The sequence below is a fragment of the Streptomyces sp. NBC_00510 genome (assembly GCA_036013505.1).
Lineage (GTDB): Bacteria > Actinomycetota > Actinomycetes > Streptomycetales > Streptomycetaceae > Actinacidiphila.
Genome location: CP107851.1, coordinates 1,266,975 through 1,288,635, shown reverse-complemented (window position 1 = coordinate 1,288,635; position 21,661 = coordinate 1,266,975). Strand labels below are relative to the sequence as shown.

Annotated in this window: 20 protein-coding genes; 12 read left to right on the top strand and 8 right to left on the bottom strand. The window is 71.4% G+C overall.

Annotated elements, in window-relative coordinates; all coding sequences use genetic code 11:
• The first annotated feature begins 515 nt into the window (after nucleotides 1-515).
• From OG937_05770 to OG937_05755, 4 genes are all read left to right on the top strand, one after another.
• On the top strand, nucleotides 516-752 hold the full coding sequence (locus OG937_05770; protein ID WUD71231.1) for a hypothetical protein: 237 nt from the start codon (nucleotides 516-518) through the stop codon (nucleotides 750-752).
• A gap of 238 nt (nucleotides 753-990) precedes the next feature.
• A complete protein-coding gene (locus OG937_05765) occupies nucleotides 991-1,734 on the top strand; it encodes an SDR family oxidoreductase (GenBank protein WUD71230.1) in 744 nt (247 codons plus the stop codon).
• A 209-nt stretch (nucleotides 1,735-1,943) separates the two neighbouring features.
• Nucleotides 1,944-2,849: an SDR family NAD(P)-dependent oxidoreductase gene (locus OG937_05760; GenBank protein ID WUD71229.1), complete on the top strand. Its 906-nt coding sequence runs from the start codon at nucleotides 1,944-1,946 to the stop codon at nucleotides 2,847-2,849.
• 120 nt (nucleotides 2,850-2,969) lie between these two features.
• Nucleotides 2,970-3,305: a nuclear transport factor 2 family protein gene (locus tag OG937_05755; protein WUD71228.1), complete on the top strand. Its 336-nt coding sequence runs from the start codon at nucleotides 2,970-2,972 to the stop codon at nucleotides 3,303-3,305.
• A gap of 118 nt (nucleotides 3,306-3,423) precedes the next feature.
• Here OG937_05755 and OG937_05750 read toward each other — a convergent pair whose 3' ends face one another.
• The 3 genes from OG937_05750 to OG937_05740 all read right to left on the bottom strand — a co-directional run bounded on the left by OG937_05750 (nucleotide 3,424) and on the right by OG937_05740 (nucleotide 5,859).
• The gene (locus OG937_05750; protein WUD71227.1) at nucleotides 3,424-4,128 is read right to left on the bottom strand and encodes a TetR/AcrR family transcriptional regulator; all 705 of its coding nucleotides are present in this window, start codon (nucleotides 4,126-4,128) and stop codon (nucleotides 3,424-3,426) included.
• 114 nt (nucleotides 4,129-4,242) lie between these two features.
• Nucleotides 4,243-5,388: an alpha/beta hydrolase gene (locus tag OG937_05745; protein WUD71226.1), complete on the bottom strand. Its 1,146-nt coding sequence runs from the start codon at nucleotides 5,386-5,388 to the stop codon at nucleotides 4,243-4,245.
• Nucleotides 5,389-5,526: 138 nt separating this feature from the next.
• On the bottom strand, nucleotides 5,527-5,859 hold the full coding sequence (locus tag OG937_05740; GenBank protein ID WUD71225.1) for a tetratricopeptide repeat protein: 333 nt from the start codon (nucleotides 5,857-5,859) through the stop codon (nucleotides 5,527-5,529).
• Nucleotides 5,860-6,267: 408 nt separating this feature from the next.
• Here OG937_05740 and OG937_05735 point away from each other — a divergent pair, with 408 nt between their 5' ends.
• A complete protein-coding gene (locus tag OG937_05735; GenBank protein ID WUD71224.1) occupies nucleotides 6,268-6,735 on the top strand; it encodes a hypothetical protein in 468 nt (155 codons plus the stop codon).
• Nucleotides 6,736-6,825: 90 nt separating this feature from the next.
• On the opposite strand, the gene OG937_05730 is transcribed toward OG937_05735, so the two are convergent.
• Nucleotides 6,826-7,152 (bottom strand): hypothetical protein, encoded by a 327-nt coding sequence (locus OG937_05730; GenBank protein WUD71223.1) that lies wholly within the window; start codon nucleotides 7,150-7,152, stop codon nucleotides 6,826-6,828.
• A 720-nt stretch (nucleotides 7,153-7,872) separates the two neighbouring features.
• On the opposite strand from OG937_05730, the gene OG937_05725 reads away from it, so the two are divergent.
• The 5 genes from OG937_05725 to OG937_05705 all read left to right on the top strand — a co-directional run bounded on the left by OG937_05725 (nucleotide 7,873) and on the right by OG937_05705 (nucleotide 14,391).
• Nucleotides 7,873-9,168 (top strand): extracellular solute-binding protein, encoded by a 1,296-nt coding sequence (locus OG937_05725; protein WUD71222.1) that lies wholly within the window; start codon nucleotides 7,873-7,875, stop codon nucleotides 9,166-9,168.
• On the top strand, nucleotides 9,165-10,067 hold the full coding sequence (locus OG937_05720; GenBank protein WUD71221.1) for a sugar ABC transporter permease: 903 nt from the start codon (nucleotides 9,165-9,167) through the stop codon (nucleotides 10,065-10,067). Before OG937_05725 ends, OG937_05720 begins: the two co-directional genes overlap by 4 nt.
• A 32-nt stretch (nucleotides 10,068-10,099) precedes the next feature.
• Nucleotides 10,100-10,885, top strand: a complete 786-nt coding sequence (locus tag OG937_05715; GenBank protein WUD78638.1) for a carbohydrate ABC transporter permease — start codon at nucleotides 10,100-10,102, stop codon at nucleotides 10,883-10,885.
• A 168-nt stretch (nucleotides 10,886-11,053) separates the two neighbouring features.
• Nucleotides 11,054-13,330, top strand: a complete 2,277-nt coding sequence (gene yicI / locus OG937_05710) for an alpha-xylosidase (protein WUD71220.1) — start codon at nucleotides 11,054-11,056, stop codon at nucleotides 13,328-13,330.
• 41 nt (nucleotides 13,331-13,371) lie between these two features.
• Entirely contained in the window at nucleotides 13,372-14,391 is a 1,020-nt protein-coding gene (locus tag OG937_05705; GenBank protein ID WUD71219.1) for a LacI family transcriptional regulator, read from the top strand.
• A gap of 15 nt (nucleotides 14,392-14,406) precedes the next feature.
• On the opposite strand, the gene OG937_05700 is transcribed toward OG937_05705, so the two are convergent.
• The 3 genes from OG937_05700 to OG937_05690 are packed head-to-tail and all read right to left on the bottom strand — an operon-like array spanning nucleotide 14,407 to nucleotide 17,971.
• Nucleotides 14,407-16,767 (bottom strand): ABC transporter permease, encoded by a 2,361-nt coding sequence (locus OG937_05700; protein WUD71218.1) that lies wholly within the window; start codon nucleotides 16,765-16,767, stop codon nucleotides 14,407-14,409.
• Entirely contained in the window at nucleotides 16,764-17,450 is a 687-nt protein-coding gene (locus tag OG937_05695; GenBank protein WUD71217.1) for an ABC transporter ATP-binding protein, read from the bottom strand. Before OG937_05695 ends, OG937_05700 begins: the two co-directional genes overlap by 4 nt.
• Nucleotides 17,447-17,971, bottom strand: a complete 525-nt coding sequence (locus OG937_05690; GenBank protein WUD71216.1) for a PadR family transcriptional regulator — start codon at nucleotides 17,969-17,971, stop codon at nucleotides 17,447-17,449. Before OG937_05690 ends, OG937_05695 begins: the two co-directional genes overlap by 4 nt.
• A 117-nt stretch (nucleotides 17,972-18,088) precedes the next feature.
• Between OG937_05690 and OG937_05685 the strand changes: the two genes are divergently transcribed.
• On the top strand, nucleotides 18,089-18,925 hold the full coding sequence (locus OG937_05685; GenBank protein ID WUD71215.1) for a polysaccharide deacetylase family protein: 837 nt from the start codon (nucleotides 18,089-18,091) through the stop codon (nucleotides 18,923-18,925).
• A 100-nt stretch (nucleotides 18,926-19,025) separates the two neighbouring features.
• Nucleotides 19,026-19,304 (top strand): hypothetical protein, encoded by a 279-nt coding sequence (locus OG937_05680; GenBank protein ID WUD71214.1) that lies wholly within the window; start codon nucleotides 19,026-19,028, stop codon nucleotides 19,302-19,304.
• A gap of 22 nt (nucleotides 19,305-19,326) precedes the next feature.
• Here OG937_05680 and OG937_05675 read toward each other — a convergent pair whose 3' ends face one another.
• Nucleotides 19,327-21,459, bottom strand: coding sequence for a SpoIIE family protein phosphatase (locus OG937_05675; protein WUD71213.1), 2,133 nt, complete (start codon nucleotides 21,457-21,459; stop codon nucleotides 19,327-19,329).
• Between the last annotated feature and the right edge of the window lie 202 nt (nucleotides 21,460-21,661).

The window sequence follows — 21,661 nt, the reverse complement described above, 5'->3', positions numbered from 1 at the left end:
TGGGTCCCGTGCCCGCCGCCCGGGCGGGCCGGGGCCCTTCGTCTTCCGGCGAGGGGCCGGGCTTGCGCGTCGCCGCGACTTCGGGCAGTCCCGCGGCGGCAGCGGCGCGCGAGCCTGTGACCAGGGACGGAGCGGTTCCCTACCGCTCCGTCCCCGCTGTCGGCGCGGTCGCCCCGGAGGGCGGGTGGCCGTGTTGGCGTACGTTGTCGGTGACGAGGATTCACCCGTCGGGAGGTCCGGACGTGACGGTTCGTGATTACGGTGCGTGGTGGAACGGTTGAGGTCCCGTCGGACCCGTGATCATCAGGCATTCGGCGTTGTGCGCGCTGTCCCGTGTCCACCGTTCGCCGTACCTGACGCCGCGTCGCGTGACGGAGCGTGACGGAATTCCGTCGTGCGGCGCGGATGTCCTCGACGCAGGCTCTTCCATGTCGGAACCCTGCGGACACCGCCCCGGTGCCCGCCGAGACAGGAGAGTCAGTATGCGCGTTTCCCGTTTTGTGGCCGCTGTCGGCGTGGCCTCTGTCGTTCTGCTGGGTGGTGCCACTGCTGCCGGCGCCGCCACCCCGGACCTCGCCAGCACCAAGGGAACCCACGTCACGGGCGACCACGGTCGCGGCGGCTACGACCGTGGTCACGGCGGCCGCGGCCACCACCGTGACTCCTACCGCTTCGACCGCGGCTTCTTCGGCTCGTACCTCTTCGGGCCCTACCTCTTCGACCCCTTCTTCTTCGGTGGTCGCTACCGCTGACCTCCGGTCGGCCTGAACGCCCACGCGTGACGGCCGTCGGTTCTCCGGGCCGCCGCCCCCGCACAGGGGCGGCGGCCCCCGTGCGTGTGGGGCGGTGCACGGCCGAGGACTCCCATGTGAACGGCGATAACAAGTCGGCGTTATCGCCGCTTGCGTTTCCGTCGATAACGTGGCACTGTTATCAGCGGAAGCGGGGCGACGGAAGGAGTCGCCCCCCTCTCGTGATCAGGAGACCGCCATGACCGAGACCACCACCACCCGCCGCGTCGCGATCGTCACGGGCGGCTCCCGCGGCATCGGCCGAGAGGTCGCGCTGCGCCTGGCCGCCGACGGCCAGGCGGTCGTCGTCGCCTACGCCGGCAACCAGGCCGACGCCGACGCGACCGTCACCCAGATCGCGGCCATCGGCGGTTCCGGTCTCGCGGTACGGGCCGACGTCGCCGACGAGAAGGCGGTCCAGGAGCTCTTCGACGCCGCGGAGCGGGAGTTCGGCGGTGTGGACGTCGTGGTCAACTCGGCCGGCCTCATGATCCTTAACACGGTGGCGGACTTCGACCTCGACGCCCTCGACCGCATGCACCGCACCAACATCCGCGGCACCTTCGTGGTCAACCAGCAGGCCGCCCGCAGGCTCCGCGAGGGCGGCGCCGTGATCAACGTGTCCTCGTCCCAGACCCGGATCGCCACGCCGACCTACGCGGCGTACGCCGCGTCGAAGGGGGCGGTCGAGGCCATCAGCCTGATCCTGGCCCGGGAGCTGCGCGGCCGCGACATCACCGTGAACGCCGTCGCGCCCGGCCCGGTCGCCACCGACCTGTTCCTCAACGGCAAGGACGAGGCGACGATAGAGCGGTTCGCGAAGCTGAACCCCCTCGAGCGCCTCGGCTCCCCGCAGGACATCGCCGAGATCGTCTCCTTCCTGGCCGGCCCCGGTCGCTGGATCAACGGTCAGACGATCTTCGCCAACGGCGGAGCGGCCTGACCCGCCGGCAGCGCCCCTGCGCGCGGCCCCTCCGGGCACCGCACCGCGGGTCCGTCCGCCGGACGCCGGGTCCTCGACCCGCCCGGGACCCCGCACCTCGACCGCATCCTGCCCCCGGCAGATCCCCACCTCGCGCCACCCCACCCCGACCCGGGACCCGGACGCCACAGCCGCCGGGACCGGTCCCCATCAGCCCAAGGAGATCCGTCATGTCCCCCGTGTCCTCCGTCGTCCTGGTCACCGGTGCGAGCTCCGGATTCGGCGCGCTGGCCGCCCACGCACTGGCCTCCGCGGGCCACACGGTCTACGCGAGCATGCGCGACATATCCGGCCGCAACGCCGAGCGTGCGGCGGAGGTACGTGAACGGGCCGCCCGCGAGGGCATCGACCTGCGGATCGTCGAACTCGACGTGCTGTCCCAGGACAGCGCGGACCGCGCCGTCGCCACCGTCCTGAGCGAGGCCGGCCGGCTGGACGTCCTGGTCCACAACGCGGGCCACATGGTGCTCGGCCCCACCGAGGCCTTCACCCCGGAGGAGATGGCCGCGGTCTACGACACCAATGTGCTGGGCACCCAGCGGGTGAACCGCGCCGCACTACCCCACCTGCGGGCGCAGGGACACGGTCTGCTGCTCTGGGTCGGATCCAGCAGCACCCGCGGCGGCACTCCGCCCTACCTGGCCCCGTACTTCGCAGCGAAGGCCGCCATGGACGCCGTCGCCGTCAGCTACGCCGCCGAGGTCGCCCGCTTCGGCATCGACACCTCCATCGTCGTCCCCGGCGCCTTCACCTCCGGCACGAACCACTTCGCCAACGCGGGCCACCCCGCCGACACCGGCACCGTCGCGGCCTACGAGACACGCTACGAGGGCCTGACCGAGCAGGTCGGCCGCGCCCTGGCCGCCATCACCCCGGCCGACGCCGACGTGGCGGAGGTGGCGCGCGAGATCGTCCGCGTCGTCGGGCTCCCCGCCGGCAAGCGGCCGTTCCGTACCCACATCGACCCCGCCGACGACGGCTCGGAGGCCGTCTCCGTGGTCGCCGACCGCATCCGCCAGGACTTCTACCACCGGATCGGCCTGGACGATCTGCTCAGCCCCCGCGCCGAAGCCTGACGGCCCCGCAGTCGACCGGCCCCACAGTCGACCGATCCCGCAGCCACCCGCCCCGGCCTCCCGGCGCACCGGACCCTTCGGGGGCCGGTGCGCCGGGAGGTACCGAGAAGGAGAACCGTCATGACCACCTCCGAGTTTCCCGAGCTTCCCGAGCCCGTTCGGCGTGCCGTCGCCGCGGCGAACGCCCATGACACCGAGGCCTTCCTCGACCAGTTCACCGAGCACGGCGCGGTGGACGACTGGGGCCGCCGCTTCGAGGGCCGTGAAGCGGTCGAGGGATGGAGCGACCGCGAGTTCATCGGCGTCAAGGTCTCCCTGAAGGTCACCGCGGTGACCCGGCGGGGGGACCAGGTGATCGTCTCCGCCCAGGTCGGCGGCGACGGATTCAATGGCCCGTCGGACTTCGCCTTCACCGTCGAGGACGACAGGGTCGCCCTGATGAGGATCACCGGCTGACCGGCAGGTGCCGGCTCGCGCGAACGCCCGGTGGGGAACCGTCATCTGACGGTTCCCCACCGGGCGTTCCCCTGCAGCGGGACCGGCCGCGGCGGCCTGAGCCGCCGCGCAAGGCGGCTCAGGCGGAGTGCGTGATGCGGTCCAGCAGCTCGTTCAGCAGGATGCGTTCACCGGGCGTGAGGATCTCCCCGATCTCGGGGAGCACGGCCTTGAAGGCGACGGTACGGGTGATCGACCGGCGCTCCTCCTCGGCGGCCTCCTCGGGCTCCGCGGTGGTGATGGCGGCGAGTATGGCCTCCCGCGTCCGGGGCGACAGCTCCGGGTCGCGAGCCTCGGGCACCGTGGCGATCAGCGTCAGGACGACCCCGCAGCCGGCCGAGTGGATCATCAGCATGGCGCGTTCCACGTCGACGCTCAGCCGGCCCGCCTCGGCGACCCGGGTCACCAGGCCGCGGAGGACGTTGAAGGACTCCGTCACGGCCGCCGGCTCGGCCCCGGGCCTGGGCTGACCGAACATCAGCTGGTATATCTCCGGGTTGGCCACACCGAAATCGATGTGCAGGTCCCAGCCCCAGCGCAGGTCCTCGACCGGGTCGGTGGCCCGCACCCGGTCGGTCTTGCGGTGCAGGTAGTCGGCGAAGCCCTCCGCCGCGACGGCGTCGAGCAGGCCCTGCATGTCGCCGAACTGCCGGTAGATGGTCGGCGGCTGAACGGCCGCCGCCTTGCTGACCGACCGGGTCGAGACCGCGTCGCGGCCGCCCTCGGCGAGCAGGGCAGCGGCGGCGGACATGATCCGCTCTCGGGTGGTCGCCCTTTCATCCATGAATCGATGATAACAGAAATTTGTTACCAAGGGAAACTTCTCGGCCGAAAGGCCGTGAAGGGGCGGCCGGGTGCCGGCCGCCCCTCCCCCTCCCCGTCCCGCGTGCCGGGAGGGTCACTTGGCGGGGCCGGAGTCCTCCCCGTGCAGCGCCTCGCGCAGCGCCGTGGTGGCCTCGGCCACCGCCTTCTTGTTGGACTCGGTGCCGCGCAGGGCGTTGAGCATCATGAAGTCGTGCGTGATCTCGGGGTAGTGCGTGAGCTGCACGGGCACACCGGCCTTCCGCAGCTTCTCCGCGTACGCGGTGCCCTCGTCGTGGAGCACGTCGGAATCCGTGATCATCAGCGCCGGCGGCAGGCCGCGCAGCTCGTCGACCGTGGCGCGCAGCGGGGCGGCCAGTGGGTTCTGCCGGTCCTTGAGGCGGGGGGCGTACGCGTCCCAGAACCACTTCATCGCGGGCTTGGTGAGCCAGCAGTTCTCCGCGAAGCGGTTGTACGAGGCGGTGTCGAAGTTCGCGTCCGTGACCGGGTACAGCATCACCTGGCGGCGGAAGTCGGGTCCGCCGCGCTGCTTGGCCATCATCGCCACGGCGGCGGTCATGTCACCGCCCACGGAGTCGCCGGCGACGGCCAGCCGCGAGGGGTCCACACCGATCTGGCCGCCGTGGTCGGCGACCCATTTGGCCACGGTGTACGCCTGCTCGATCGGCACGGGGAACTGGGCCTCGGGCGAGGGGGTGTAGTCGACGAAGACCACCGCCGCCTGCGCGCCGTTGGCGAGCTCGCGCACCAGGCGCTCGTGGGTCTTGAAGTTGCCCAGCACCCACCCGCCACCGTGGATGTAGACGATCCCGGGCAGGTCCCCCTTGGCGCCCTCGGGCCGTACGACGTGCACGGACACCGGGCCGGTCGGTCCGCCGGGCACGGTCCGCTCGCTGATCTGCGCAGGGAGCATGTCCACCGGGCCCGCCTGCAGCTTGTTCAGCACGTCCCGGGCGGCCGTGTAGGAGAGCGTGTACAGCGGCGGGCCGTCCGCCGCCGCCAGCTGGTCGAGGAAGTCCTGGTCCTGCGGGTCCAGCCGCACCGGCGGGTTGCCGCACGGCACCTTCGGCGCGGGCGTGTCGGCGGGCACCGCGTGGTCGACGCGCAGGGCGTTCGTCGCCCTCTCACCGCAGGCTGTGAGGCTCGCGGCCGCCGCGAGGAGGACTGCGACGGCGTAGCGTGCCTTGCGTCGCGTTATGGACCGGACGTGCGGACAGGTCATTGCGGTCTCCGAACCGTGGTCGGTCGATGGCCCCCACGTGAGCAGCCTGCGGAGGCGGTACGGTCCGGACAACCGGGGATGGGCCGGGGGAGTGGCCCGTGGGCGTCGGCGCCACGCGGCCTTCCCGGGCCCGGAGGGTCAGACCACGACGAGGTCCCAGGCGGTCATCGCGTCGGCGAGCCGCAGGTGGGGGGCCGCTTCGGCGAGCCGGCCCTGACGCTCCAGCGTGCGGCCGAGGAGGAGGTGCGCGTGCGCGTCCTGTGGCTCGGCACGCAGGAGGTCGCGCAGCTCCGCCTCGGCCCGCGACAGCTGCGCGGAGAAGTAGTACGACCGGGCCAGCAGCATGCGCACCGCCATGTTGCGGGGCGCCACGTCCACGATGGACGCGAGCGTCCGGGCCGCGGCGGCGTAGCGCTGCCGGTTGAAGAAGAGCACGGCGCGCTTGAACGTCTCCGTGGTCGGACTGCTCATGTCGGTGCCCACTGCTGCATCACCTCGGTCGAACGACGATCTCCTTGGTATGCCTTCCAACCGGGGCAAGTGTCTGATTTGTTCCACTCCGCCCCCTTGATCTGCCGGAATCTTTGCGTACCCGGCCGGTCACCGTACGTGTCGTCCGGAGTCGGAGGCGGCCCGGCCGGGTTGCGCGCCTCACCCTCCTGGAGGAACGTGACTTCGAGGCCGCATCGCCGCGCATCCGAGGATCTCCCGCCGTCCTCCGCCCCCCTCCGCTCCCGTTCTCCGCCGCACAGCGGCCCTGCTCGGGACGCCGGCAACCGTGCCCCCCCCGCATCCCGCGTCCCCCAGCGGCAACTCCGGACCGCAATCCTCGCCCACGACCGCCACCACCCCCGGCAGCGGCCAGGAAGGCAGACCGACATGCCACTCCTCCGCACCCTCGTCCTGACCGCCATGTCCGCCGCCCTCGCGACCGTGGTCGCGGCCGCCCCGGCCACGGCCGCCGCCGGCGCCCCGACCTCCCGGGCAGTCCCTGGCGGCGCCGCCCCGACCTACGCCACGGTGCTCGTCACCTGCTTCGGCCGGGGACTGGTCATGCCCCCGGACTTCCTCCTGGCCTGCGGGGACGGGAACGACCGGCTGGGCGGCCTGTACTGGTCGCACTGGGGCAGCGACTCGGCCGTGGGCACCGGTTACGAGGAGGCCAACGACTGCGACCCGTACTGTGCGGCGGGCCACTTCCACACCTTCCCGGTCAAGGTCAGGCTCTCCGAGAGCGAGCCCTGGCCCAAGGACCCGCACCTGCGGCACTTCACCAAGCTCACGATCACCTACCCCGACACCGAACCCTCCTGGCCGCACGACCCGATCCGCGAACTGTGGGACTGAGCGGGCGCGCGACGACGCAGGACGCGCCGACGGCCCCCGCGTCGCGGGGGCCGTCGGTCGTTCCTCGATGATCTTCAGTGGATGTGGCTCTCAGCGGTAGAAGCCTCCGTAGAAGCCGGTCCCGTAGAAGCCGGGGTAGAAGCCGTAGTAGCCGCCGTAGCCGCCATAACCCCCGTAGCCGCCCCAGCCGCCGTAACCGCCGTAACCGTAGCCGTTCCCCCAGCCCCAGCCGCCGTGGCCGCCGCCGTGGCCGCCGCCGTGTCCGCCGCCCCAGCCGCCGCCGTGGTCGACGACGGACTGCGCGGTGGTGGGTGCTGTCTGTGGCGTCGCCGCGCTGGCCGCGGTGGCTCCGGCGAAGGCGAGCAGGGGCGCCACCGCGGCGGCGGCGGCGATCCTGCGGATGGTAAGCGTGCGCATGACTCCCCCTTCGGGGATCTGGACTTCGGGTCGCGGTCCGCGTGGAGCGGACCGCCGTCGCGCCGGATCGTGCGCGTGATCCCGGCGCAGATGGGGGTGCGGGCGTCTGGTGCGGACGCACCTCACGGACGTGGAACGCCGGAACAGACATCTGTAGTTGAAGACGTCCCTATATGAACGGTAGGCGCGTTTTGTGCCGCCCGTCAAAGGGATCCGACAAAAAGTGCATATTGGTATCTTTTGCTCTGCCGTGACGCCCTTTCAACCGTGCGTACCGCACAGCTTCCGTTGCGTCAGCGGCCACCCAACGGGTCGTCGGAGCAGGCTGGTTGAGGCCGCGAGGCGACCCCTGCCGCAGCGAGTCCCCCGTGACCACAGGGGCTGATGTGACAAATGTGGCGGAAGGGGCGAGTGATGCCACTGGGGTGTAGGGGAAATTCACGCCGAAATCCGGAAGAGGTGAATCCGATTCGCTGTCAAGCGCTTCCGCCCCTCCGTCGACACCGCTGCGTCCCCATGTGGTCACTCCGGGCATCCGTCGCATGTCGCGCAGCTGTTGCGCGTCGGTAACGCTTCAAAAATCGCTGGTCGGCGATTTGTTAACACCATTGACATATCCGCGATCGCTGCATACGGTCCTGCGTCGAAGCGCTTCGACGCGTCGCATCGAAACCATTCGATGGACGCCTCACTCGTTCGGCCCAGGTGGAGGTCACTTCAATGTTGAAGGTGCGCAGACCGCTGGCTCTCGCAGCAGCTGCCCTTGCGGGCGCCATGCTCATCACTTCGTGCGGAAGCTCGGACGGGGGTGCGGAGGGCGACGGCAAGACGCTGAAGCTCTGGCACTACGAAGCCCCGAACAGTGCCATGGGCATCGCCTGGAACCAGGCGATAGAGGAGTTCAAGAAGACCCACCCGGGCGTCAAGGTCGAGTTCGAGGCCAAGGGCTTCGAGCAGATCCAGAAGACCGCCTCGATGGTGCTCAACTCCAGCAACGCCCCTGACCTCATGGAGTACAACAAGGGCAACGCCACGGCCGGCCTGCTGGCCAAGCAGGGCCTGCTGACCGACCTCACCCCGCAGGTCACCAAGTACGGCTGGGACAAGCTGCTCAGCCCCAGCGTCACCACCACCAGCCGCTACGACGCCAAGGGCGTCATGGGCTCCGGTAACTGGTACGGCATCCCGAACTTCGGTGAGTACACGATGGTGTACTACAACAAGGACCTCTTCGCGAAGAACGGCGTGAAGGTCCCGACCACGTTCAACGAGTTCGAGCAGGCGCTCGCCGCCTTCAAGGCCAAGGGCATCACCCCGCTCGCCAATGGCGGCGCCGAGTACCCGGCCCACCAGTACCTGTACCAGCTGGCCCTGACCAAGGCCGACCGCAGCTGGGTCGACTCCTTCGAGCTCTACAAGGGCAAGGCGGACTTCCACGACGCCGCCTGGACGTACGCCGCCAACACCCTGTCGGACTGGGTGAAGAAGGGCTACATCGCCAAGACGAGCAGCGGCGCCAAGGCCGAGGATGCCGGCGTCTCCTTCATCGGCGGCAAGTCCCCGATCTTCTTCTCGGGCAGCTGGTGGTACGGCCGCTTCCGTGACGAGAACAAGTTCCAGTGGGGCTCGTTCCTCTTCCCTGAGTCCAAGATGACCCTCGGCTCGGGCGGCAACCTCTGGGTCGTCCCGAAGAACGCCAAGAACAAGCAGCTGGCCTACGACTTCATCGACATCACGATGAAGAAGGGGATCCAGAACACCCTCGGCAACAACGGCGGCGTGCCCGTCGCGGCCGAGCCCTCGGCGATCACCGACCCCAGCTCCAAGGAGCTGATCGAGAACTTCAACAAGGTCTCGGACCAGGACGGTCTCGCCTTCTACCCCGACTGGCCGGTCCCCGGCTTCTACGACGTGCTGGTCTCGGCCACCCAGAAGCTGATCACCGGCAGCGGCACCCCGGACCAGGTCCTGGACGAGCTGCAGAAGGCCTATGACGCGGGTGCGCCCACGTCATGAGTGCCCGACCCCTCCGGCTGCGCAATCCCTACGCGCTGTACTTGATCCCGGGTGTCATCGCCTTCCTGGCGGTCGTGATCGTGCCGTTCGCGATGAACATCTACTTCAGCTTCACGCACTGGCAGGGCGTCGGCTCGCCCACCTGGGCGGGGCTGGAGAACTACCGGGAGCTGATGAAGGACTCGCGGTTCTGGGAGTCCTTCCGGCACAGCGTCGCCATGGTCCTGGCGATGGCGGTGATCCCCACCGCCGTCGGCCTGGTGGTGGCCGCGGCGCTGTTCGACTTCATCGGCAAGCACTTCGGTTCGAAGCTGGCCAGCGTGCTGCGGGCCTGCTTCTACCTCCCGCAGGTCCTGCCCATCACCGTGGCGGGCATCGTCTGGAGCTGGATCCTGGCCCCCGAGAACGGCTCGCTCAACGAGCTGCTGAAGGCGGTCGGCCTGGGCTCGCTCCAGCAGGACTGGCTGGGTGACCCGAAGTTCGCGCTCTACAGCGTGATGGCCGTCATGGTCTGGGTGCAGCTGGGGTTCCCCGTCGTGATCTTCATGGCGGGACTCCAGCGGGTCGATCCCTCGCTCTACGAGGCGGCCGAGCTGGACGGGACGAACTGGTGGCAGCGTTTCTGGCACGTGACGCTGCCCCAGATCCGCCCCGAGATCTACGTGGTGATGCTGTGGTGCACCATCGCGGCCCTCAAGGTCTTCGGCGCGGTCTACGTCCTCACCAAGGGCGGACCCGCCGACTCGACCATCGTCCCGTCCTACTTCTCCTTCTCGACCTTCTTCGAGAAGACCGACGTGGGCTACGGCTCGGCGATCGCGACGGTCCTCACCCTGATCATCCTGGCGCTGACCACGGTCGGCCTGCGCTTCCAGACCCGATCGGAGGACGCACAGTGAAGGCGCTCAAGCGCTACCCCGTGCTGGTGGCCATGATCCTCGGCGCGATCTTCATGGTGCTGCCGCTCCTGATCGTGCTCATCAACGCGCTGAAGTCGCCCGCCGACTACTCCGCGCACGGCCCGCTCTCGCTGCCCCACGGCCTCCACCTGGACGGCCTGACGGACTTCTGGACCCGGGTCAACTTCGGGCACACGCTGCTCAACTCGATCGTGATCTCGGGTTCGGTGGCCGTGTTCGGCGTCGTCCTCTCGGTGCTGAACGCCTACGCGATCGGCATCGGGAGGATCAAGGGCAAGGCGTACTTCCTCGCATTCTTCGTGCTGGCCAACGTGCTGCCGCAGGAGGCCCTGGTCTACCCGCTGTACTACCTGTCCAAGCAGGTGGGTCTGTACGACACCAGGCTGAGCCTGATCATCGTCTTCAGCGTCGTGCAGGCGGCGTTCGGCACCTACCTCCTCTCCTCCGTGCTCGGGGCCTTCCCGAAGGAGATCATCGAGGCGGCCAGGATCGACGGCGCCAACAGCTGGCAGATCCTGTGGCGGATGGTGGTCCCGGTCAGCCGGCCCACCCTGGGCGTCCTGCTGGTGTTCTTCTTCATCTGGACCTGGAACGAGTTCCTGCTGCCCCTGGTCATGCTGCCGTCGAACGACAACCAGACCGTCTCGGTCGCGCTCGGCGTGCTCCAGGGCCAGCGTCTGATGGACGCGACGATGACCAACGCGGCCGGCCTGCTCGGCGCGCTGCCCGCGATCGTCTTCTTCCTGCTCTTCCAGCGGACCCTCACCCGCGGCATCGCCGTCGGCGCCGTGAAGTGATCCGCGCCCGGACCACCGTGTCCGCGGCCCTCCACCTGGGCGGATGACCTCCCCGCGTCCCGCCCGCGGCTCTGCCTCCCCGCTTCGCGGCTGGAGGCAGAGCCGGCCCCACCTGCTCCCACACGTACCGAGAACGCCGGTGGCCGCCCACCGGGAAAGGCATCGACCATGAAGTTCACCAACGGGTACTGGCTGCTGCGCGAGGGCGTCACGGCGGCGTATCCGGCCGAGGTCCTCGATGCCGTCCCGGGCCCCGGAACGCTGCGGGTCCACGCGCCCACCCAGCACATCCGGCACCGCGGCGACCTGCTCAAGGGCCCGCTCGTCACGGTCGACTGCACCGCGCCCATGCCCGGTGTCATCGGTGTGCGCATCACCCACTTCGAGGGCGACGTCGAGACCGGGCCCCAGTTCGAGCTGCACCACGAGCCGCACGAGCCCGTCGTGACGGTCGACGAGGAGCAGGCCGTCCTGACCTCCGGCGATCTGAGCGTCCGCTTCCGCCTCGACGGCGAGTGGCGGATGGAGTTCCAGGCCGACGGACGCACCCTCACCAGCAGCGACGTCAAGGCCATGGCGCTGATGGAGACCGCCGAGGGCGAGCACCACGTCCGCGAGCAGCTCCGGCTGGCCGTCGGCACCTCCGTCTACGGGCTCGGCGAGCGCTTCGGCCCGCTGGTCAAGAACGGCCAGACCGTCGACATCTGGAACGCCGACGGCGGCACCAGCAGCGAGCAGTCCTACAAGAACATCCCGTTCTACCTGACCGACGCCGGCTACGGCGTCTTCGTCGACGACCCCGGCAAGGTCTCCTTCGAGGTCGCCTCCGAGCAGGTCTCGCGCGTCCAGTTCAGCGCCGAGCGGCAGCAGCTGCAGTACTACGTCATCCACGGCCCCACGCCGAAGGAGATCCTGCGCAAGTACACCGCGCTCACCGGCCGCCCGGCCCTGCCGCCCGCCTGGTCCTTCGGGCTGTGGCTGACCACGTCGTTCACCACCTCCTACGACGAGCAGACCGTCACCGGATTCGTCGAGGGCATGGCCGAGCGCGACCTGCCGCTGTCGGCCTTCCACTTCGACTGCTTCTGGATGCGCGAGTTCAACTGGTGCGACTTCGAGTGGGACCCGCGCGTCTTCCCCGACCCCGAGGGGATGCTGCGCCGGCTGAAGGAGCGCGACCTCCACATCTGCGTGTGGATCAACCCCTACATCGCCCAGCGCTCACCGCTGTTCGCCGAGGGCAAGGCGGCCGGCTACCTCCTCAAGCGCCCTGACGGCGGCGTGTGGCAGTGGGACCTGTGGCAGCCCGGCATGGCCCTGGTCGACTTCACCAACCCCGACGCCTGCGCCTGGTACGCGTCCAAGCTCGAGGCCCTCCTCGACATGGGCGTCGACTGCTTCAAGACCGACTTCGGCGAGCGCGTGCCCACCGACGTCGCCTGGTTCGACGGCTCCGACCCGGAGCGCATGCACAACTACTACACGCAGCTGTACAACAAGACCGTCTTCGACGTGCTGCGCAAGCACCGCGGCGAGGGCGAGGCCGTGCTCTTCGCGCGCTCGGCCACGGCCGGCGGCCAGCAGTTCCCCGTGCACTGGGGCGGCGACTGCGAGTCCACGTACGAGTCGATGGCCGAGTCGCTGCGCGGCGGCCTGTCGCTCGGCCTGTCCGGCTTCGGCTACTGGAGCCACGACATCGGCGGCTTCGAGGGGCTGCCCGACGCGGGACTGTTCAAGCGCTGGACCGCCTTCGGCATGCTCTCCTCGCACAGCCGGCTGCACGGTTCCTCGTCCTACCGCGTGCCGTGGCTGTTCGACGAGGAGGCGGTGGACGTCCTCCGCCACTTCACCAAGCTCAAGCTGAGCCTCATGCCCTACCTCTACGGTGCCGCGCACCAGGCGCACACCGAGGGCGTCCCGATGATGCGGGCCATGGTGCTGGAGTTCCCGGACGACCCGGGCTGCGCCTCGCTGGAGCGCCAGTACATGCTCGGCGGGGACCTGCTCGTCGCGCCGGTGTTCTCCGAGGACGGCGAGGTGTCGTACTACGTGCCCGAGGGCACCTGGACCCACTTCACGACCGGGGAGAAGGTCACCGGACCGCGCTGGGTGCGCGAGACCCACGACTACCTGAGCGTCCCGCTGCTGGCCCGGCCCGGCTCCGCGATCCCGGTCGGCGCGGTCACCGACCGCCCCGACTACGCGTGGGCGGACGACGTCACCGTCCGGGTCTTCGAGCCCGCCGACGGCTCCCGCACCACCGTGCGGATCCCCGGCGAGGACGGGACGGCCGCGGCCGAGATCACCGTCGTGCGCGAGGGCTCCACGCTGCGGGCCGAGACCTCCGACGCGTCCCTCCCGTGGGGCGTCGAGGTGGCCGGCGGACCCTCCGTGCGTGCGGCGGCCGGTACCGCCGTCCTCACGCTGGAGCTCGCCGGCTCCTGAGGGCGGTCCGCTTCAGCACGCACGTACGGGAAGGGAGTTGCATGGTCAAGATCACTGACGTCGCGCGGCACGCCAACGTGTCGCCGAGCACCGTCAGCTACGCCCTCAGCGGCAAGCGGCCGATCTCCCCGGAGACCCGGCGGCGCATCGAGGACAGCATCCGTGAACTGGGCTACCGGCCGCACGCCGGAGCCCGGTCCCTGGCCAGCAGCAGGTCACGGGTGCTCGGTCTCGTGCTGCCCCTCCGGAAGGGCATCCACGTTCCCGTGGTCATGCAATTCGCCACGTCCGTGCTGACCGCGGCCCGGGAGCACGACCACGATGTCCTCCTCCTCACGCAGAGCGAGGGGGAGGAGGGCATCATCCGGGTCGCCCAGAGCGCCATGGCGGACGCCTTCATCATTATGGACGTCGAGATGGACGACCGCCGGCTGCCGTTGCTGCGCACCATGGACCGGCCGTCCGTGCTGATCGGTTTCCCCTCCGACCCGGCCGGGCTGACCTGCGTCGACCTGGACTTCGCGGGTGCCGGCGAGGCGTGCGTCGAGCACCTCGCCTCGCTCGGCCACCGGACCGTGGCCCTGGTCGGCTCACCCCCCGAGGTCTACGTCCGCGGCACCGGCTTCGCCCGCCGGGTCGCGGCGGGGTTCACGGCCGCCGCCGACCGGCTCGGCCTGCGCTCGTCCGTCCACCCCTGCCCGGAGACCCCGGCCGCCGCGCGAGCCATGGCCGAGCAACTGCTGCGCGAGCAGCCGGGGCTGTCCGGGATCGTCGTCCACAACGAGCCGATCACCCAGCCCCTGATCTCCGCCTTCCAGGCCATGGGCCTGCGGGTACCGGAGGACCTGTCGGTCGCCGCGATCTGCCCCGACGAGACCGCCGAGCAGGCATCGGTGCCCATCACCTCCGTGTCGATCCCCTCGGCCGAGATCGGCACCCGCGCGGTGGACCTCCTGTTGGCCAAGCTCGCCGGCCGTGACGACGTGCCGGAGACCACCGTGCTCTCCGCGCTCCTGACGCCCCGGGCCACGACCGCCCCGCCGGCGGCCGTGGCCCCGTGACCGGCCCCGTCGCCGTCACTCCGTGCGCAGGCCGTCCGGTCGCATCATGCGGACCAGGGCAGGGAGGCTGAGCGCGGTCACCAGCAGGACGACGGCCGCGCTGACGCCGGTCATGGCGCCCACGTCGGGCCAGTCGACGGTGACGGGCGCACCGACCATGCGGAGCAGCACCGCGCCCAAGGTCAGGCCCACCGCGCACGCGAGGCTGAGGCCGAGGCCGACGGGGAGGGCGGTCTGCCACAGCACCGACAGGCTGAGGGTGCTGCGGCGGGTGCCGAAGGCGACCAGGGTGGACAGCAGCTTCTTCCGCTCGCGCAACTGCTCCAGCTGGGAGACGAGCAGGCTCGCCCCGATCAGCAGCAGGACGCAGCAGGTGCCGACGAACAACCCGGTGCGGATCGAGGAGAAACGCGCGGACTCGGTCCGGGTGACGTACTCGCGCGCGTCGGCGAGCGGGTCGATCGAGGCCACCGTGTTGCGGACGACCTCGGGCGCGTCCGGGACGGAGCGGTCGATCGAGACGTAGACCCTGCCCGTGACCGTCCCGGCGGCGGACGGGGGGAGCGCCCCGGGGGTGACGAGGACGCCGCCGCGCTCGTAGCCGCTGGGGTCGGCGCGGGTGTGGGCCTCCTTCAGGCCGGCCGGTAGGTGCCAGGCGAGTCCGCGTCCCGGCGCGCCGGCGTAGCCCGGGTCCACGTAGACGACGTGTCCGGGCCTGGCCGTGCGGATGGTGTCGTCGTCGTACTCCCGGTCCCGGACGACGAAGACGTCGCCGTCGCGGCACGCGGGGACCCTCGCCACCACGCGCAGCGCGTCGCAGGTGCCCACGGTCAGTTCGACGTACCGCTGCGGGTCCTCGGCGCGTTCGCCGAGCATCCCCACCGACAGCGGGGTCGCTTCGCGCACGGCGTCGCCCGCGGTGAGCCGCCGGGCGGCGTCCGCGGGCGAGTCGGCGGCCGGGAGGTAGACCTCCATCTGGGCCCGGGAGAGGTCGTTCCCGGTACTGCGGGTGTACGAGCCGTCGACGCCCGCGAAGAGCATCTGGAGCGCGATCGCCCCGGCGACGGCGACGGCGATGCCGTTGACCGTGCGGGCCGCGGTGCCGCTGTTCAGCTGGAGCCTGCGGACCGCGAGCTGCCAGGAGGGAGCGCCGGTGCCGAGCCGGCCGACGGCGGCCTCGACGATCCACGGCAGCAGTGCCGTGACGCCCATCAGCAGCAGGACCGTGCCGCCGACGACCAGCGCCTCGTTGAAGTTCCCCCGGTCGCGGCCCTGTCCGACCATCGGGTACAGGAGGGCGAGCCCGCCGAGCGGCAGCAGCAGCCGCCACCACAGCCGGCGGCGCGGCGGCTTGCTCGCGCGGACGACCCCGAGCGGCTCGATGACCACGCCGCGCAGCGCGAGCAGCGTCACGGCCACCGAGGCGGCCGGGACGGCGACGGCGACCAGGGCGGTGAGCGCGGGCGCGGGCGTGAGGTCGCCCGGGAAGACGCTGACGCGGTAGAAGCCGACCTGGCCCGCCAGGGCGCGCCCGGCCGCGAACAGCACGGCGCCGACGGCGAGTCCGCACACGGCGCCGGCGAGGGCCTCGCCCGCGGCGACGCGTCGCGTGGTCCCGGCGTCCGCGCCGAGCAGGCGCAACGCGGCGAGCCGGCGGTCGCGGCGGTCCCCGCCGAAGCGGACGGCGGCCGCGATGAACACGCCGACCGGCATCAGCAGCGCCACGAAGACGATGAGGACGAGCAGCACGAGGACCGGGTCCGTCGTGCTGCCCTGGTCCACCGAGCCGAAGGCTTGGATGCGCTCGACGCGGACGGTCTGCCCGGCCCCGGCGCCGGCGGTGAGCCCGGAGGTCCCCGCGTAGTAGGCGAGGTCGTCCGGTCCCACCAGCCCGTCCTGCCCGATGGTGCCCGCGACGCGGTACGGCAGCCGCTCGCTCAGCAGCCGGCCCTCCGGGGAGGCGAGCAGCCGCCGCAGGGCGGGGGAGACCACCATCGTCCCGCGGCCGGGCAGCCGGCCGACGCCGGGCGGCAGCGGTGGACGCCGGCCCTCGGGCTGCAGCAGGCGGCCCCGTACCTCCTGGTCGCGGTAGGTGGTGTCCACCGTGGCGATCAGCATGGTGTCGTCGGCCCGGTGCTTGACGACCGAGGTGTACGTCATGTCGTTGCGGGCGCGTTCACGGTCGTGACGCTGCGTCAGGGCGTTCGGCAGGGCGGCGGTGAGCAGCAGCAGGGCCACTCCCAGGCCGACCCCGACGGCGGTCAGGAGGGTGCGCACCCAGCCCTCGCGGCCACCGGTGACGGCGAACCGGACACCCATCGCCAGGTCCTGGATCCGGCTCCCGCGGGTGGTGCCGGGGGTGTCACCCGAGCTCATGCCACGCGCGCCGTGTCGCGGGCCTTCCCGTCGCGTACGACGACCTCGCGGTCGGAGTACGCGGCGACCCTCGCCTCGTGGGTGACCAGGACGACCGCGGCGTCGGTCTCGCGGGCGGCGGAGCTGAGCAACTGCATCACGCGTTCGCCGTTGAGGGAGTCCAGCGCTCCGGTTGGTTCGTCGGCGAACAGCACGCGGGGGCCGGTGACCAGGGCACGGGCGACGGCCACCCGCTGCCCCTGCCCGCCGGAGATCGCCCCGGGCCGCTGGCCGGCGACGTCCTCTACCTCCAGCCTGCGCAGCCACTCCAGGGCGGTGCGCGTCGCCTCCTTGCGGGAGGTGCCGCCCAGCCGGAGCGGCAGCGCCACGTTCTCCGCGCAGGTGAGCTCGGGGACGAGCTGCCCGAACTGGAAGACGAAGCCGAACTCGCTGCGCCGCAGGGCGCTGCGTCGGGCGTCGTTCATCGCGGACAGCTCACGACCGCGGTAGGTGATGGTGCCGGCGTCCGGGACGACGATCCCGGCGAGGCAGTGCAGCAGGGTGGACTTGCCGGAGCCGGAGGGGCCCATCACGGCGACGACCTCGCCGGGGCGTATGGAGAAGTCCGCGCCGTCGAGGGCCGGCGTCCGGCCGTAGCTCTTGTGCAGGCCGTCGGCGGTGAGCAGGGGCTCGGCGGGCGTCACGCGCTCACCTCCCGGGCGAGCCCGTCGAGCCGCGCCGCGGTCAGCTCCAGCCAGCGCAGGTCGGCTTCGAGGTGGAACAGGGCGTGGTCGCAGATCAACTGGTCGGCCAGGTCCCCGGTGCGCTTGCGTTCGGTCAGGTCGCGCATCAGCCGCAGGTGCTCGGCGCGCTGCACGTCCAGGATGTCGGCCGCGTCGCGCCGGGTGAGCAGCGCGAGGACGACCTTGGTGTAGAGCGTCGACTGCAGGTACGGCTCGGGCTTCTCCGGGGTCGCGAGCCACCGTGCGACGTCGGTGACGCCGGCCTCCGTGATGGCGTACCGCTTCCGCTCGGGGCCTTCGCCGGGCTCTATGGCCTCGACCTCGACCAGACCGTGCTTCAGCAGCCTCGACATCGTGGAGTAGACCTGCCCGTAGTGCAGCGGCCGGTCGTGGCCGAATCGCTCGTCGAAGGCGCGCTTGAGGTCGTAGCCGTGGCGCGGCCCGGATTCGAGGAGGCCCAGGAGGGTGTGACCGATGGACATGCGCGTCAATATACACATGAGGTATACACGTCATGTAGACGCGATGTCGTGATCGTGTGCAGCCGAGGGCACCCCCGCTATGAATTGCGTGTATACCCCCTGTGTAGAGTCGCGGCCATGCGAACTACCCGGCTCCGAAGCCTCCTGCCCGCCCGACGTGACGCCGCCTCCGCCCGGACCGCCCGCGGATGGGCGGTGCTTCCCGCGGCCGCCCTGGCCCTCGCGCTCGCGCTCACCGGTTGCACCCGCGTGGAGACCACCTCCCCGGGCACCGTGCGGCAGGAGGCCGGCAAGACCGGCACGGGCACCTTCGGCAGCGTCGACTGCCGCAAGGCCAAGTGCATCGCGCTCACCTTCGACGCGGGGCCGAGCAAGCACACGGCGCAGCTGCTGGACGTCCTCAAGGAGAAGCAGGTGCCCGCCACCTTCTTCCTCCTCGGCCGGAAGCACATCGACCGCTACCCGGACATGGTCAAGCGCATGGTCGCCGAGGGGCACGAGGTCGCCAGCCACACCTGGACGCACAAGATCCTCACGCAGATCGAGCCCGAGGAGATACGCGAGGAGCTGAGCCGTCCCAACGAGGCGATAGAGCGGATAACGGGCCGCCGCCCCACCCTCATGCGCCCGCCGCAGGGACGCACCAACGACACCGTCCAGGGCATCGCCCGTGAGATGGGCCTCTCCGAGGTGCTGTGGAGCGTCACGGCCAAGGACTACGAGACCAACGACCCCGACCTGATCACCAAGCGCGTCCTGGACCAGGCCGACCGTGACGGCATCATCCTGCTCCACGACGTCGTCCCCGGCCCGGCCGCCAAGGGCTACCGGGGCACCCTGCCGGCCGTGCCCGGCATCATCGACGCGCTCAAGAAGCGGGGCTTCACCTTCGTGACCGTTCCGCAGCTGCTCGCCCCCGGCACCCCGCAGCCCGGGGCGGTCTACCGCCCCTGACCGGATCCGAGGGGGACGCGGCCGGATGGAGGTGGCCCCGCCGGCGGCTTCGGCGGCACCGTGGATGACCGGAGCAGGGAGCGCGTGGCGGGAGCGAGACATGACGGACACCCACCCTCACAACGGTGACGAGGACGGTGTGGTCTGGCTGGTCGGGCTGCGTCATCGCGGCGGTTCGGGGGCGCTGGTCCGCCACTACTACGTGGTGGCCGGGACGGTCGCCGGGATCGACGCGCTGCGCCACGCCCGCTGGTGCGCGGCCCGGCCCACGGAGCGCCTGCTGCGCGGCGACGCGGCGGTCGACGGCACGTGGGCCGAGGTGCGCCGGCTGATGCAGGACACCCTCGGCCGGTTCCGTCTGGCGGGCCGGGCGGCCTGAGCGCGCGCGGTGCTCCCGCCCGTCACTCCCCGGGCACCGGGCCCACCAGCAGCAGGGCGATGTCGTCGCGGCCCCCGGAGGTCCGCCGGGCCTCCCGCAGGAGATCGTCGGCCAGGTCGTCCAGCGAACGGACGGGCGCGGCGGCGAGCCGGCCGGCGAGTTCCCCGAGCGCCGTCTCCAGATCGGTGCCGGGACGTTCGATCAGGCCGTCGGTGAACAGGGTGAGCACGCATCCCGGCGGCATGGACACCTCCGCGGCCCGGTAGTCCGCGGCCACGTCGACCCCGAGCAGGAGCCCGGGCGGTACGTCGAGGATCTCCGTGCGACCGGACCGGTGGCGCAGCAGCGCCGGCAGATGGCCGGCGCTCGCCAGCAGCGCGCGGTGCCCGGGCACGTCCAGCTGTGCGTAGAGGCAACTGGTGAACAGGTCGGTGTCGAGGTCGTTGAACAGGCGGTTGATCCGGGTCAGCACGTCGTCCGGGGCCGCGCCCGTGCTCGCGTGGGTGTGCACCGCCGTGCGGATCTGGCCCATCAGCGCCGCCGCGTTGACGCTGTGCCCCTGGACGTCGCCGATGACCGCGGCCGCCGCCCCGGCGCCGTCGAGGCGGATCAGGTCGTAGAAGTCACCGCCGATGTCCATGCCGCTGGTCGCCGGGAGGTAGCGGGCGGCGACGCGCAGGCCGGGCACGTGCGGCAGGGAGTGCGGCAGCAGCGCGGTCTGGAGGGTGCGGGCGACCTGGCTCTTGGTGTCGAACAGCCGGGCACGTTCCAATGCCTGGGCGATCATGCCGGCCAGCGAGGTCAGGGCGGCACGCTCGTCGGGCGGGAAGGCGCGGGGGAGGGCGAAGGCCAGGACGCAGCAGCCGATCGTGCGGCCCGAGGCGTTCAGCGGGAGGAACGCCCAGGCGCCCATCCGCGTGTAGGGGGTGACGAGGGGGAAGGCCTGCCGTATCGCGTCGACGTCGCTGAAGAAGAGCGGCGCACCCGTGGCGACGGCGCGGGAGCCCGCGGTGTCGACCGTCAGCGACAGACCGCGGAAGAAGTCCTTGTGGGTCCGGGGGAAGCCACGGGAGGCGACGTCCTGGAACCGCCCCTCGTCCGCGATCAGCAACGACAGGCCGTCGGCCCCGAGGACGGGCATGATCTGCTCGGTGACGGCGGTCGCCACGTCCTGGACGCCGACCGCCTCGGTGAGGGACGAGGCGATGTACAGCAGGTGGTACAGCGCGCCGGCGCGGGTCGGCGCGGTCCCGGAGGGTGTGGCGGGCGGGAGCCGGTCGCCCGCCGGGGCCGGGGCGGTCCGCAGCCGGATGCTGATCCCGGTGGTGTCGGGGTAGAGCCGGAAGGAAAGCCAGTCGTCCGGGGGGCGCAGCGCGGTGAAGTCCGTGGGGAGCCGGCTGAACAGCGCGGCCAGGTACGGGTCTTCGTAGGCCGGGTCGATCAGCCAGGGCAGGGACTCCCAGAGGCGGGTGTGCATCAGCTCGGCCTTGCCGCGGCCGAGCAGCTCGGCGGCCGTGGCGTTCAGGAAGGTCACCCGCCCCTCCAGGTCCAGCGCGAGCACCCCGTCGTCCAGGCGCTCCGTCAGTTCCGCCGCGGCTTGGGCCTCGGCGGGCGGCAGGGGCGGCGGAGGGTCCGGCGCGAGCACCCGGGGCATGGCGCCCGGCCGCAGCGGCCTCCCCCGGGCGGCGGCCCGGGTGAGCAGCGCGCTCATCCGGTCGGCGGCGTGGGTCACGGCGGCCCGTTCCTCCTGGGCGAGCCGGTCGGGACGGGTGTCGGGCCACAGCAGTTGCAGCACGCCCGACACCGTGGTGCCCGTGTGCAACGGCACGACGTACATCGCCAGCCGGTAGGGCAGCGCGAAGGCGGTGCGCGGGAACCGGCGGGCGAGCTCGTCGTGGCCGTGCACCCAGACCGGACGCCCATCGCGCGCGACCGTGGAGACGGGCGCGGGCGTCGCGAGCGCCAGCCGCGACCACGGCCGCACCACTCCGGCCGACAGGCCCGTCACCACCGCCAGGCGCAGCGCCTGGGCGTGCGGCACCAGCAGGAAGACACCTGCAGCGTGGGACGCGGTGATTCTCGCCACCTCCGCCAGAGCCTGGTCGAGTGCGGCCTCTTCCTCCGGCGCGGCGCCGGGCGCTGCGCTCCCGCTCATCACCCACCGGCCCCGCGCGGTGCCCAACGGGCCGTTCGCCGCCGGGGAACGCCGTTTCGGCGCGGCCGGGGCGCTCCCATATGTGGACGATAGTCCCCGCCGACAGGTGGGGGCATCTCGGCCGGGGCCGCCCCGGGCCCGGTCCGGGTCACGATCCCGGATTCCCCACGGGGGCGGGAAGGGCTCGCCGACGTCTGGTTTA